General features: G+C 56.3%; 10 protein-coding genes. 1 reads left to right on the forward strand and 9 read right to left on the reverse strand.

Going from position 1 to position 13708, the window contains the following annotated elements:
• Positions 1-118: 118 nt before the first annotated feature.
• The 8 genes from DY250_RS03970 to DY250_RS04010 all read right to left on the reverse strand — a co-directional run bounded on the left by DY250_RS03970 (position 119) and on the right by DY250_RS04010 (position 12430).
• Complete coding sequence (locus DY250_RS03970) at positions 119-5635, reverse strand: spherulation-specific family 4 protein (RefSeq protein ID WP_172542189.1); 5517 nt, start codon at positions 5633-5635, stop codon at positions 119-121.
• Between the two features lie 108 nt (positions 5636-5743).
• The gene (locus tag DY250_RS03980; protein ID WP_115611017.1) at positions 5744-6724 is read right to left on the reverse strand and encodes a KamA family radical SAM protein; all 981 of its coding nucleotides are present in this window, start codon (positions 6722-6724) and stop codon (positions 5744-5746) included.
• Positions 6721-8175, reverse strand: coding sequence for a hypothetical protein (locus DY250_RS03985; RefSeq protein ID WP_115611018.1), 1455 nt, complete (start codon positions 8173-8175; stop codon positions 6721-6723). Before DY250_RS03985 ends, DY250_RS03980 begins: the two co-directional genes overlap by 4 nt.
• Positions 8175-9119 (reverse strand): glycosyltransferase, encoded by a 945-nt coding sequence (locus DY250_RS03990; RefSeq protein WP_115611020.1) that lies wholly within the window; start codon positions 9117-9119, stop codon positions 8175-8177. The genes DY250_RS03985 and DY250_RS03990 overlap by 1 nt, the downstream gene beginning before the upstream one ends.
• Before the next feature lie 4 nt (positions 9120-9123).
• Positions 9124-9834: a hypothetical protein gene (locus DY250_RS03995; RefSeq protein ID WP_115611021.1), complete on the reverse strand. Its 711-nt coding sequence runs from the start codon at positions 9832-9834 to the stop codon at positions 9124-9126.
• Positions 9835-10039: 205 nt separating this feature from the next.
• A complete protein-coding gene (gene trpC, locus DY250_RS04000; RefSeq protein WP_115611023.1) occupies positions 10040-10840 on the reverse strand; it encodes an indole-3-glycerol phosphate synthase TrpC in 801 nt (266 codons plus the stop codon).
• Positions 10840-11871 carry an anthranilate phosphoribosyltransferase gene (gene trpD / locus DY250_RS04005; protein ID WP_115611025.1) on the reverse strand — a complete coding sequence of 344 codons (1032 nt, stop codon included), beginning with the start codon at positions 11869-11871 and terminating at the stop codon, positions 10840-10842. The genes trpC and trpD overlap by 1 nt, the downstream gene beginning before the upstream one ends.
• Positions 11872-11878: 7 nt before the next feature.
• Positions 11879-12430 carry a pseudouridine synthase gene (locus DY250_RS04010; RefSeq protein ID WP_218565530.1) on the reverse strand — a complete coding sequence of 184 codons (552 nt, stop codon included), beginning with the start codon at positions 12428-12430 and terminating at the stop codon, positions 11879-11881.
• Positions 12431-12802: 372 nt separating this feature from the next.
• On the opposite strand from DY250_RS04010, the gene DY250_RS04015 reads away from it, so the two are divergent.
• Positions 12803-13066, forward strand: coding sequence for a hypothetical protein (locus DY250_RS04015; protein ID WP_115612765.1), 264 nt, complete (start codon positions 12803-12805; stop codon positions 13064-13066).
• A gap of 216 nt (positions 13067-13282) precedes the next feature.
• Here the strand turns inward: DY250_RS04015 and DY250_RS04020 are convergent, their stop codons facing one another.
• Positions 13283-13696 (reverse strand): DUF302 domain-containing protein, encoded by a 414-nt coding sequence (locus DY250_RS04020; RefSeq protein WP_083826157.1) that lies wholly within the window; start codon positions 13694-13696, stop codon positions 13283-13285.
• Positions 13697-13708 lie beyond the last annotated feature (12 nt).

The raw sequence follows: 13708 nt of genomic DNA on the forward strand, positions 1-13708 counted from the left end.
GGCATCGATGCTGGGCCCGCCAAGCGGCGGGATTGTGGGTGTCTCGTGCGCGAATGATGCTGCCAAAAAAAACGCCTGCCGGTGTGATGGCAGGCGGTCAGTCGGTGTGCGCTATTGCTTAGATGACGATGCCGCTATGGTGCCCCTCTTCCGGCAGGTGCTGGTTCACGTTTCCGTGGTAAGCGCTCTCGTGATATTCCTGCGGGCCACGGAGTTCGACATGGCTCAGGATGTCTTTGTCACTGAGTGGCTTACCGCCTTTTGAGGTGATATCCACGCTGTGGCTATTACCCGCGCTGTCAGTAACGTTTACTTGTGTGCCGCCGCGCTCATGCGAAACGGATACTCGCGCACCTTTCATGTGTTCGCCGGCAAAGACAAGGCGGTCACCTTCGGCGATGTTGAAATCAGTGATGCGGTCACCGCTGCTGCGGCCATCAAGCAGGAAGGCGAAGGTATCGGCACCTTTTCCACCGCTCAACAGGTGATTGCCATGCGCAGTGATGAAAGTTTCCGCTGCGTCGCTACCCTGTATGCCGTGCGCGCCGCTGTGTGCCCGGGCTTGCGACAGCAAGCTGCTGCTGTGTTCACCGAGGTAGTTCAGCATGGCTTCGCTTTCAAGGTTGAGCAGGCCGCTGAGGTTAGCATGATGCAGTTCTTCACCAAGCAGCAGATTGTGCCCTGCGCTACCACTGTGCTGCTCTGCCCCACTCTGGTCGTGGTGCGCGCTTTGGGCATCGGTCGCATCATCACGCTGGATGGGAGTCTGTTTTGGTGCATGCAGGTTGCCGCTTGCCGAGTCGGCATCAATGATTTCCGTGGTCACGCTGCTATTGCCGATGTTGGCGCTGACGATTTTACCTTCGGCATGTTTGGTTGGGGAATCCGGCATTTTGCCCAGGTTATTGATGCGTTCGGTCAGCGATTCCATGTTTTGCGGCAGCACGTTGTACGGGTTACCATCCTGCTCCGGATGCTTTTCATGCTCTGACGGCGGCAGCGGGTTTTCCTGCTTGTCACTGGTAATGTAAACCCAGCCAGCGTTACGTTCACGCGCCAGTTTCAGCACCTGGTCATACTGCTCCGGCGGCACGTCATGAATCATGTGATAGATGCGCGATGCGTTTTTCGGATCGTTTTCAAAGGCGGATTTTGGTTTTTCGTAGCCGTTGATGTATTGGTTCGCGCCAACTTCGGTAGTGACGAAGATGTCGGCATAGGGGGCGATGTCATCAGTGATGTGTGTCCCCGGGTTGGCAATGACGGTTTTGTTGCCGGCTTTGCTTTTCACGTAGCGGTAGAGTTCCGCCATATATGCGGTCGAACCGTTACTTTGCGAGTCGATTTCATCAAAGAAAAATCCGTGGATTTTGTCTTTACCGTAATATTTAAGGTATTTGTCCACTTCGGCTTTGACTTCTTCAATCGGCCTGCTCTGGTAGATGGTGCGGATATAGCCGATATTTTTGATGCCTGCCGCGATGTTGTCATCAACGAGTTTGCTGTAATTGGGATCAGTTTTTTCGCCTGCGCCGCTTGCCGGATTGATGATGGTGTAGGGGATTTTGCCGCCGCCCAGTTTGTGCACGGTGTCCCAATAGGTATCTTTTTCCCAGGCTCCGGTCGGATATTTGTAGGCAGGGATAATCTGCGATTGTGCCGTCACGCTGCCGCTGAACGGTGGCACGTCGCGCGGCTGGATATTCCCAACGACGGCATTGTGGATTTCCAGAGTATATTTTTCATTACCTTCCGCTTTGCCGTCAGCCACGGTATCCACAGTGAATTCCCGACTGGTCTGTCCTTTCGGAATGACTACCCGCTTCAAACCATAGGTCACTTTGGCATCGCTGGCGTCGGTTGTGCCATGCACTATACGGACGTCCACGCTCACGTCTTCATCTGCGGGTTTGTCCAGCGTAAGCTTGTATTTCGCCTGCTGCCCTTCGGTTACGCTGCTGACTCCGCTTAGTGACACGCGCGGCGCATTTGCGGCAGGTGGCGGGAAGAGATTGCTGTGGTTGCTGCTGTTTTCCGGAACAACAGCAGGCGAAAGGTCACTGATGGGTTTTTCTTTGTGTCCGGCCTTGTCTGTATAAGCTGCTTCCACCCGCATCTGCATGCCTTGTTGCGCTGCCGTAAGCTGGAAGGTTTGCCCATTCGCACCATTAATCGGTTTGTCATTACCAAACCACTGATAGGTCACGCCATTTTCTGGTACGCCATCGCGGTCACTGACTTCCGCTGTCAGGGTGTTGCCCACTTTGGCTTCCCCTTTGATGGCGACACTGCCGGCATGGTTTCCACTGCCTGGAGGATTGGCAATATCCCGGGCGGGACTGATCGGGTTTTCATCATGGTTGGCGTTGTCTTTGTAGGTCGCCTGCACGCTGATTTTGTGACCGGCATCGTCTTTGCTCAGGGTGTAAGTCTTGCCCGTCGCCTTGTCAATAGGCTTGCCGTCACGCAGCCATTGATATTGCACACCGTTATCCGGCACACCATCACCGTCAGTTACAGTAGCGGTAAGGGTAGAACCGACTTTGGCATCACCCGCAATGGCCACAGTACCTTGCTGGTTTGCCGGCGGCTGCCCGTTGTCATAACCCGCATTCAGGGTAGCGCTCGATCCTTCCGCGTATTCGGAATCATTGTGTGCCGTGACGGGGCTGCCGTCTTTTAAGGCTTTGCCACCAAGAGTGACGGTGCCGCTGTTCTCATCAAGTGTCACGTGGTCACGTGGCAAATCGGTACTGCTCCATTTACCATTATCGTTACGGGTTACAGTCAGGGTCTGTTCATTATTGTTTTCATCACGATAACTGACAGTCAATTTCTTGATGCCGTCCTGCAAAGGCTTGACAACAACACTGCCCTGCTCACTTCCTGCCGTCAGGGATGGGGCCGGCGGCGGATCATTGTCAGAGATGGTCGTTTCTACTGTCGTGGCCTTATTTTTTGCGCCGCTAACACTGTCCACGCCGACATTGAAAGTACGATTCGGCTGATAACTGTTGTTGTTCAGGGCCTGAACGTCAAAAGTCGCACTCTGCGAGCCCTTCGGGATAGTGATAGTACGGGTTTCCGTTTTGACATTGCCGTCATCGGTCGTGCCATGTTTGATGCTGACCGTAACCGTAACATCTTTTTCCGCAGGCTTGCTCAAACGCAGGGTATAACCGGCTTTCTCGCCTTCAACCACGCTGTTGTCGCCTGACAGGGTCAATTCTGCTTCATTCGGCTGTGGTGTGCCGCTATCGGGATCAGTAGTGACAGAAGCACGATTACTGTACGAAGTGCCTTTGCCGGCAATAGCGCTCAGCGTAGAGTTGTCATCCACGGCGGCCGGAGCAATCTTGGTTACACCAGTCTTGGCATCAAAATTAACGCCGTCTGGTTTCTGCGTACCTTCCTTCACCTGCCACGGGCTGGAAGTATTGGCCCGGGTCAAAGTAAGACTTTGTGGATGTCCGTTACTCTCATAATCCACACGCAGATAAGTGGCCTCATCTGGCGGAGTAATAGTTACACCACCTTGCTCGGCACCTGCACCTTTCGTCAAAGTCGGTTGTGGGAAGCTGGGCTGTGGTTGCGGCGGGGTGCCATCAGCTACCGGTGCTGTCGGTTTGCTTTCGATGTTTTCTGCATGGCCTTTGTCGTCGGTGTATTCGGCTTTGGCGGTGAGGGTTTTGCCTTTGTCCGCGTCCTTGATGGTGTAGTTCGCGCCTTCGCCCACTTTTTCTCCGTTGGCGTACCAGCTGTATTTGATGTTCGCCTTGCTGGTGCCGTCGGCGTCCTTGACGCTCGCGGTCAGGGTCGAGCCGACTTTGGCTTCGCCGTTGATGTTGATTTCGCCTGGCTGGTTCTGCGGTTGCGGCGGGGTGCCGTCAGCTACCGGCGCTGTCGGTTTGCTTTCGATGTTTTCTGCATGGCCTTTGTCGTCGGTGTATTCGGCTTTGGCGGTGAGGGTTTTGCCTTTGTCCGCATCCTTGATGGTGTAGTTCGCGCCTTCGCCCACTTTTTCTCCGTTGGCGTACCAGCTGTATTTGATGTTCGCCTTGCTGGTGCCGTCGGCGTCCTTGACGCTCGCGGTCAGGGTCGAGCCGACTTTGGCTTCGCCGTTGATGTTGATTTCGCCTGGCTGGTTCTGTGGTTGCGGCGGGGTGCTATCAGCTACTGGTGCTGTCGGTTTGCTTTCGATGTTTTCTGCGTGGCCTTTGTCGTCGGTGTATTCGGCTTTGGCGGTGAGGGTTTTGCCTTTGTCCGCATCCTTGATGGTGTAGTTCGCGCCTTCGCCCACTTTTTCTCCGTTGGCGTACCAGCTGTATTTGATGTTCGCCTTGCTGGTGCCGTCGGCGTCCTTGACGCTCGCGGTCAGGGTCGAGCCGACTTTGGCTTCGCCGTTGATGTTGATTTCGCCTGGCTGGTTCTGTGGTTGCGGCGGGGTGCCGTCAGCTACCGGCGCTGTCGGTTTGCTTTCGATGTTTTCTGCATGGCCTTTGTCGTCGGTGTATTCGGCTTTGGCGGTGAGGGTTTTGCCTTTGTCCGCGTCCTTGATGGTGTAGTTCGCGCCTTCGCCCACTTTTTCTCCGTTGGCGTACCAGCTGTATTTGATGTTCGCCTTGCTGGTGCCGTCGGCGTCTTTGACGCTTGCGGTCAGGGTCGAGCCGACTTTGGCTTCGCCGTTGATGTTGATTTCGCCTGGCTGGTTCTGCGGTTGCGGCGGGGTGCCGTCAGCTACCGGCGCTGTCGGTTTGCTTTCGATGTTTTCTGCATGGCCTTTGTCGTCGGTGTATTCGGCTTTGGCGGTGAGGGTTTTGCCTTTATCCGCATCCTTGATGGTGTAGTTCGCGCCTTCGCCCACTTTTTCTCCGTTGGCGTACCAGCTGTATTTGATGTTCGCCTTGCTGGTGCCGTCGGCGTCCTTGACGCTCGCGGTCAGGGTCGAGCCGACTTTGGCTTCGCCGCTGACAGTAATGGTGCCTTTGTTGTTATTGGGCTGCGGGTTCGGATTGGGTTGCGGATTGGGCTGTGGTTGCGGATTGGGTTGTGGTTGCGGATTGGGTTGTGGTTGCGGATTGGGTTGTGGTTGCGGATTGGGTTGTGGTTGCGGATTGGGCTGTGGTTGCGGATTGGGCTGTGGTTGCGGGTTCGGATTGTTACCATGATGGTGATGCTTGTCATGATTGTGTTTGGCAATGGCAATGCCGCCTGCCGTTAATGCCACACCGCCGATAATGCCCGCTACTGCTGCGGGTGACAGGCTGCTGCTATTTGTTGTAGCCGCACCTGTGGCGCTGCCAATCTCGCTTGCCAACGTATGTTCTATGGCCTCAATTGTTGGATAGATATAGGGCGAACCATCACCGCGCATTCCAACTAGCGCTCCTTGACCATTAGTGAAATAATCCTTGATTATCAGGCTGTTATTGTTGTCTATGCTCACTACTAGGTCATCACCGTTGCGAGTGCCACTAACCACCGCCGGGCCATGTCCACTGGCTGTGTCAATGAATTCATAATAGACGTTGTTTACTGCTTCTATTTGCAGCGGTGCACTACCGGCGTTGATCGTATATTCACCGACGACCCGGCCGGAGATTTCTTTGATGACGAGATTGACTTGTTGTGCCATGTTGCGCTCCTTTTCGTTTGGGGGGTACCGGCATCTACCGTTGTTATGAATAGGTAATGTGCCGGTAATGATCCGTGTATCTTAATCGTTTTTCTCGTGAAATTGGCATCACCAGATGCCAAGTTTGTTGAGATAGGCCTCTTGTTCGGCGCTGAGTTCGTTGACTGGGACTTTGCCGCCACCGCCGGGGATTTCGACGATATAGGCCGGCATGGCGATACCGGACAGGCGTTGGCGTAGTTCACGCACGATTTCTTTACCTTCGGCGAGGGCAGTGCGGAAGTGGCCGGTGCCGCGTGCGAGGTCGGGGTGATGCAGGTAATAGGGGACAACGCCGACATCCAGCAGGTCGTTTATCAAGCGGGAGAGGGTGGCCGCATCGGCATTGACGCCTTTGAGCAATACGGTTTGCGAGTAGAGCAGGGCACCGCTGGTGCGCAGGGCTCGCAGGGCAGCACGGGCATTGGCGGTCAGCTCGGTGCTGTGGTTGATGTGTACGACGATGTGCAGGCTTTGCGGCAAGTCGCTGAGGTGGGTCAGTAATGCGTCATTAATGGCAGCAGGCTGGACAACGGGAATGCGGCTGTGGATGCGCAGGCGGCGGATATGCGCTAGGTCGCGGTAAGCAGCGGCGCATTGTTGCAGTTTTGGGGTGGTCAGCATGAGCGGGTCGCCACCGCTGTAGATGACTTCTTCGACTTCTGTATGGGCGGTGAGGTAAGCGGCGACGTCGGCGATTTCTACTTGTCGCAAGGCGGTGCCGCGTCGTCCGATGTGTTCTTTGCGGAAGCAGAAGCGGCAGTACACAGCACAGGTTGGCGAGATTTTCCACAGGACGCGGTTCGGATAGCGGTGTACCAGCGAGGGCAGTGGTGAATGCGGTGCATCGCCAATGGGGTCACTCAGCTCACTTTCAGCGACTGTAAATTCGCGTGCATCAGGAAGGAATTGCGCGGCAATGGGATTAGCGGGATCGTCGCCGAGGACGGCGGCCATTTCATCAGTCAGGGCAAACTGGTATTCGGCGAGCAGGCGGTGCATGGTGGCAACGGGCAGGCCGCGCCGCCGCGCCAGTTCTTCCGGGGTCATTCGGCTTTCGGGCGCAGGATGTAGGCCTTGTCGCCGCGCTCGTTGGTAAAGGTGTGCAGGATGTCGAAGAGTTCGAAGTCTTCCGGCTGTTGCGGGTTCTTCCGCCCCTGAATATGGATGTAGAGGTCGCCGGTGCTGATGTCATAGTAATGCGATACGGCATTGCCCATTTCGGCAAAACCGTCGCTATTACGGAAAGGGGCACCGCCGCCGTAATAGAGGGCGGTCAGGCTGTTGCTGAAAACACGACCGCCAGCACGCTGCTGCCGCGCCCACTCGCCCGCTTCACGCAGGTAGGTCAGCGAGGGGCCGAAAGTGATGATACTGGCCAAGGCATAAGCGACCATCAGCCAGGCAAGAATCAGCAGGCGTTGCGGCGGGATACGCCCGCTTTTGACGCGTTGCAGGGCGTAGAAAACGACGCCGGACACCAGCCACAGCGTTAGCATGGTGATGGGGGTGTAATAAAGATCACTCGGCAGCGCGTCGTAATACATGAAGGCAAACGCCGACAGTACCCAGAAGTAACCCAGTGAGAAAGCAAAGAAAAGGCGCACCCGCATTTCCAGCACAGTGTTCATCGCGCGACGCGTCACGGCGAGGATAATCAGCAGCACAATGACCGGGCCGATGATTTTGGCGGCGTTGACGGCGACCAGCAGTAGCGCGATCAGGAAGCCCTCAAAGAGATTGAGATCCACGGGATTATTGGCGTTGATGAAGAAGGACATATCGTGCCGCTTCAAATCGAGATTCTGGAAGAAAGCGGGCAACCAAGCGGTAACTGTTTCCCGCCACGGTGCAACTATCAGGATGATGCAGACGATCAGGGCGTAATAAGCGAGGAGGAATAGGCCGCGTTCACGCAGACGCTGCCGCCAGTTACTACACCCCGGCCAAAAGAGGAACAGCAGTGGGAAACCGCCCGCCCAAAAGGCGGCGGCGGGAACAAATAGTGCCGCCAGCCAGGCGGTCAGCGCCCAAGCGAGAAAAGCCCAATACAGATAATTGCGGTAATAGGCGAGGAAGAGATACAGCCCTGTAAGCCACAGCAGCATCGCCGGCTGAAACGCGCTTACTTGCAAGCGGACATCGTTATATTCCGGATTAAAGTTAAGCAGTAGAAAAAGCAGAAACGTCGTCTGCGAGCCGATACCGATAAGGCGTGTGATACGGCAGAACAGCCAAAGGGACAGCGTGGAAAAAAGTGCCATCAGGGCGACCACCGCGTCGCTTGACGCCTTGAATGGTGCAAGCAGACACTCAAACAGCGTTTGGGGCCCATGCACACTGCGCCACAGTATTTGCAGCGATTCCACATCCAGCACGCGTCCACCTTCCAGCCAAATCCACACAGCCGTCAACAGCGCAAGCGCGGGAATAAACAGGTTTTGTTGCCAGGCGGGGCGTTGTACCGCTTGCCGCAGGGCGGTATTAAAAGAGGACAACATCAGATTTCAAAGCCGAAAATACGTTGCCGCTTCGGATAGTCCGCCGGATTGCGCACCTGTGTTTCCAGAAATTCGCCGACGCGCTGCCCGATGCTTTGTGGTTGAAAAATCTTGACGCGGGCGAGAGCGTGTTGTGCCAGGCTGGCAAGGCGGTGCGGGTTGGTGAGGATTTTCTCGATGATAGGGAGGAGCGCATCTTTTTTGTTGAAAAAAATCGTATCGTGCAGATTACGCCAGCGGTAAATCATGCGGATATCGTTGCCCGGGTCGGGGGTCAGGGCAACAGCGCCGCAGGCCATCGCCCAAATCATCGGTGTCGGGTCGTAATGGCCGTTTTCCGGAATAAAGATGAACAGATCTTCGCGTCCGACGGTGCCGCTGCTCATGTTCTTCCACAATTCCTCGCGGTTGCAGCTGAGCACATTAAGCGCGATTTTGCCGGAGAGCGCCTTCTGCAACTGCTGCGCAGTGTCGCCCCGGGCATCATAGATATGACAGGCGGGTAACTCGCGCGTTTTGCTGCGCGCGTAAAAATGCTCGGGATCATAAATCTGCGGAATCCAGAACACATCGTGTCCCTGTGTGCTGTATTCCTGCGCCACACTGACATCACTACCAATCCAGCGCAGCCACGGCATCGCATGAAAATTGGATTTCATCTTGCGCCGCGTTTCCGGTGGTTCAAACTCCGGGCGCAGCATCGCGAGACTCGGCAAGGTGCGCAGAAAGCGCCCCTGCTGATAGATATAATCGCCGTCGTACATCAAAACGATGCGGTCATAATGCGGCAGGCGCACGAAATGGCGAAAAAAATCATCCAGATTGGCGCTTTGCTTGGCATCCAGCGCATAGAGATCGCAAGTACCAACCTGCACACGCAAAGCGGCATAGAGTGCATTCAGATATGTCGGCGAGTCTTTGGGTGCGAGCAGGAGTACTTTCATTACATTAGAGTGCTTTGTAATTCAACAGTTTCAGGGTGAAGCGGGATTCCCCATCCTTGAGTTGTTGTAATTTTACCAAACGGAGGGGATTTTCGGCGAAGTAAATTTTGGTCTGGCGGTTGCCGCTGGTCTGCACAAACACCTTGACCACGACTGTTTTGCCGCTCTTGCCGTCCTTCCATTTTTCGTCCGGTAACTGCTTTACTTCATAGCTACGCACGCGGTCTTCATTGACCAGGGTGTATTTATGTTCGCCGACACGATTACGCTCCACATCCAGGGTGCTTTGTACCACGAGGGCGAGCATATCGAGTGCAGGTTCGTTCGGGTTGACGCGCAGTTCCTTGTTTTGCGAACCGATGACCGCCTGAATCTTGCCGTTCGCCATATCGCCATAATTGTAGTAAACAAACTGGTTTTCCTTGCCGTCCATCTCGCGGCGGTAGGAAGCGGGCATCACCTGTTCGCCGGCGATGCGGCCTTCTGCTTTCTCGCGAATCTGGCCATAACCCAGCATCTTTGCGGCCAGCGACGGGCTGCCGGTTGCTTCCATGCGATAGCCCAAATCGTTAAAAAACGCCTCATGCCGTACCCGCCCGGCGCCGACGCCGCGAATGGTCAAATCATACTCGGCGACGTAACTTTGCAGGGCGGTGGCGGTAAAAGAGACGGACAATAATAAAACGGCAACAGCTGGACGGAACAAGCGGAACATAAGACCTCCACAGAAAAGAAGCGGTGGATTGTGCCACAGGCACCGGGTAGCGACCCATACCAAATTCCCATGAAGAGCTTGGTACGACTATCGCATCCAATGACGACATGAACACTTACTTCGCGAGCCCGGTGTTTATCCCGCTTGGCGGCGATCATCAAAAAGGCAGACGCGGTAGTCTGCCTTCATGTTTTGCAAGGCGGATTTATTCCGCCGGAGCAAGCAGCGTGGCCAGCGCTGCGCCGGGATCTTCCGCCTGCATCAGCGCGCTACCGACGAGGAAGGCGTGAATGTCTGCCGCCCGCATTTCATCAATGTCGGCGCGGGTGTGGATGCCGCTTTCGCAAACCAGCAGGTAATCTGACGGCAGCATCGCCTTGATGCGTTTTGAGGTGTCGAGCGAGACAGAGAAGTCATGCAGGTTGCGGTTGTTGACGCCGATAACGCGCAGCGGCAGTTTGAGCGCGCGCTCACATTCGGCTTCGTCATGCACTTCGACCAGCACGTCCAGCCCCAGGTCGTGGGCGACACGGGTGAATTGCGTCAGTTCGGCGTCGCTCAGGGCGGCGGCAATAAGCAGCACGGCATCGGCACCGAGGGCGCGTGCTTCGACGATTTGGTATTCGTCAATGATGAAGTCTTTGCGCAAAAGCGGCAGGCCGACCGCGCTGCGGATCAGGCGCAGGTAGCGGGCGCTGCCCTGAAAGTATTTTTCGTCGGTCAAGACCGACAGGCAGGCGGCGCCCGCTGCCGCATAGCTTTCGGCAACCGTCACCGGATCGAAGTTGGCGCGGATGACGCCGAGGCTGGGCGAGGCTTTTTTGATTTCGGCGATGACTGCCGTGCCGCCGACCGCAACCCGCGCCAGCAGCGCTTTCATGAAGCCGCGCGGCGCGTCGTTGCTGGCAGCGATGTTCGCGACCAGTTGGTCCATATCGAAGCGCTGTTTTTGCGCGGCCACTTCCTGCCGCTTGTGCGCGAGGATTTCATCCAGAATCGTTGCCATCATTGTTTTCCTTGTAAACGTTGTGAGCAGGCGGCAATGCGGCTTAACTGCCGCGTCGCGCTGCCGTCGCGCATCAGGCTGCGGGCGAGCTCCACCCCTTCCGCCAGATTAGGTACTTTCCCGGCGACGAGGAATATCGCCGCCGCGTTCAGCGCCAGCATGTCGAAGCCGATGGCGGGTTCACCTGTCGCAAATACTTGCTCAATCAGCGCCAGGCTTTGCGCTGCGTCCTTGACTTGCAGCGGGCGGTAGTCGCTGTATGTCATGCCAAAACTCTTGGGATCTACTTCGTGATCGAAAATGATGCCGTCGTTACGCAGTTCGACGACGTGATTCACCGCCGTGACGCTGAATTCGTCCAGTCCGTTCTGCGAATGCACCGCCAGCACCCGCTTGGCACCGAGCGAGCGCGCCACTTCGACCATCGGCCACAGCCATGCTTTGCTGAACACGCCTAGCACCTGATGCTTGACTCCGGCGGGGTTGGCTAGCGGACCCAGGACGTTAAACACGGTGCGGATGCCGATAGCACGACGGATGGGCACGACATGGCGCATCGCCTGGTGATAGGTCTGGGCGAACATGAAGCCGAAACCCGTTTCCGCAATGCATTCCTTCACCTGCGCGGGTTCGAGATCCACGACCACGCCTGCCTGACGCAAGACATCGGCACTACCGGAAGCGCTGCTGGCGGCGACGTTGCCGTGCTTGGCAATCTTCACCCCGCCGGCAGAGGCAATCACCGCTGCCGCTGTCGAGACATTAAAGAGGCTGGCGCCATCGCCGCCGGTGCCAACCGGGTCAACCAGCACGCCCTCGCCCAAATCGGCAGGTTTCGCCAGTTCGCGCATCACCTGCGCCGCTGCCGTCACCTCGCTTGCCGTCTCGCCTTTCATGGTGAGTACCGTCAAGAAGGCACCAACCGCTGCCGGATCGGCCTCGCCGTTCATCAGTGCCAGCATGACGCGACGCATCAACTCAGGCGGCACATCCTGGCCGTGCACCAGCAAATCAATCGCTTCCTTCAACATAAAAACCTCATTTTTTAACAAATTGCCAATGCCCGGATTGTAGCGCGCCCAAAGACCAATCACCAACCTGCACCCGCACCAGGCGTAGCGTCGGCAGGCCGACCGCCGCCGTCATCCGCCGCACCTGGCGGTTACGTCCTTCGCGGATGACGATTTCCAGCCATGAATCCGGCACCGTTTTGCGGAACCGCACCGGCGGCTCGCGCGGCCACAGCGTAGGTGGCGCGATGCGGCGCACTTCGGCGGGCAGCGTCTTGCGCGCCGTCTGCGCCTTCTTGTCCTTCAGCCACACTCCGGCGCACAACTGTGCGAGCGCCGCTTCATCCGCTTCGCCCTCCACCTGTACCCAATAACGCTTCGCCAGCTTGAAACGCGGATCGGCGATACGCGCCTGCAAGCGGCCATCATCGGTGAGCACGACCAGTCCCTCGCTGTCAAAATCCAGCAGTCCCGCCGGATAGACGTTCGGCACTTTCACATAATCGGCGAGCGTCGCCCGCCCGGATTTGTCGGTGAACTGGCATAGCACGTTAAACGGCTTGTTCAGCAAAATCAGCATTATCCCTCCATAACAGAAGCGGGCGGCATTGTACGCTACCACCCGCCAAGCGGGATAAACACAGGATTTGTTGCTGCGCTTTGGCTTTTGAGACGTTGCGGGCTTTTCCCTTCCGCGTAGCATCATCGTGCTAACGGGGGCCGTCAAGCGGCGTAAATACCGGGTTCGCCAAACGCTATGAACGCGGGCGCCTTGTGCAAGCGCAAATTTTCGTTATTTGTGCTTGACTTGTTTTTTTTTTTTTTTGTCAGAATGTTAGCGCTGGATGTGTGGCAATTTCCTGTAATTTGCGCGGTTCTGTTCGCGCAATCTGGATACATGGCAATGCTGCAATCCGGTGATTTTTATTTTTAAGTTATGGAGTTGTATCTAATGACAGAAGTCAGTATTCAATCTCGTAGCAGCGGTATGGTGGCGGGGATTATTGCCTGCGTTCTCGCTGTGCTCGGTATTCTATTTTTAGGCATTGTGTTTGTGCCGCTGGCAGCGATAGTGGCTTTAATCGGTACGATTATTGCTGTGAAGGGACGAAATATTGCCGGCATTGGCGTCAACGTGCTGGCTTGGGTATTGGTGCTGGTCGGCTTTTTCACTTCGCCGATATTGTTGGCCGCGATTGGCTTCAGCATGCGCTGAGTGTGATTGACCGCGAATCCCGCCTTTTGGGCGGGATTTTTTTATGGGGAATGGTGTGGAGTGCAGCTACAGAGCGTTCGTTCACGGGACGAACTACGTCAAGCGGCGTAAATTCTGAACCCATCAAGCGGGATAGCTGCGCGGTTTGTGGAAGAGGGCAGGGCGTCCGCCAAGCGTCGTGATTACTGGGGCCGCCAAGCGGGATGTTGCGCGGTTTTAAGGCTGTGTTTCGATGGTCGCGCGTATCAGTTTTTCCGCATTAGCGAGGGTGTTTTCCACGGCGCTGTACGGGGTGTTGCTGCGCGCCACCACTTGTTCGGCACTGTTCAGCAGTACCTGTACTTTGCCGTCGTTCTCAGTAATGAGGACTTTCAGCGGCAGTTGCAGGGCGAGGGTTGGGTCGTTTTGCATCAGCGGCGTGCCGGCTTTGGGCGAGCCGTAGATGAGGACAGTCGCGGGCTGCATGTCCAGCCCCGCTTTTTTCGCCGCCGCTTGGTGGTCGATACGGGCGAAGAGGGTCATGCCTTTTTCCTGGATGGCGGTTTCCAGGGCGGCGACGGTGGCAGGGAAGTCATAGCGGCTGTCAATGGTCAGCGGTGTGTCTTGCGCGAGGGCGGTGGTGGCAAGCATGGGCAGGGTGAG

This window comes from Cardiobacterium valvarum (assembly GCF_900460955.1).
In the GTDB taxonomy this organism is placed as follows: domain Bacteria; phylum Pseudomonadota; class Gammaproteobacteria; order Cardiobacteriales; family Cardiobacteriaceae; genus Cardiobacterium; species Cardiobacterium valvarum.

Bases quoted from the DNA above. Each gene is read 5' to 3' on its own strand.
- DY250_RS03970 (WP_172542189.1), bottom strand. From the start codon at position 5,635: ATGGCACAACAAGTCAATCTCGTCATCAAAGAAATCTCCGGCCGGGTC.
- DY250_RS03980 (WP_115611017.1), bottom strand. From the start codon at position 6,724: ATGACCCCGGAAGAACTGGCGCGGCGGCGCGGCCTGCCCGTTGCCACC.
- DY250_RS03985 (WP_115611018.1), bottom strand. From the start codon at position 8,175: ATGTTGTCCTCTTTTAATACCGCCCTGCGGCAAGCGGTACAACGCCCC.
- DY250_RS03990 (WP_115611020.1), bottom strand. From the start codon at position 9,119: ATGAAAGTACTCCTGCTCGCACCCAAAGACTCGCCGACATATCTGAAT.
- DY250_RS03995 (WP_115611021.1), bottom strand. From the start codon at position 9,834: ATGTTCCGCTTGTTCCGTCCAGCTGTTGCCGTTTTATTATTGTCCGTC.
- trpC (WP_115611023.1), bottom strand. From the start codon at position 10,840: ATGGCAACGATTCTGGATGAAATCCTCGCGCACAAGCGGCAGGAAGTG.
- trpD (WP_115611025.1), bottom strand. From the start codon at position 11,871: ATGTTGAAGGAAGCGATTGATTTGCTGGTGCACGGCCAGGATGTGCCG.
- DY250_RS04010 (WP_218565530.1), bottom strand. From the start codon at position 12,430: ATGCTGATTTTGCTGAACAAGCCGTTTAACGTGCTATGCCAGTTCACC.
- DY250_RS04015 (WP_115612765.1), top strand. From the start codon at position 12,803: ATGACAGAAGTCAGTATTCAATCTCGTAGCAGCGGTATGGTGGCGGGG.
- DY250_RS04020 (WP_083826157.1), bottom strand. From the start codon at position 13,696: ATGCTTGCCACCACCGCCCTCGCGCAAGACACACCGCTGACCATTGAC.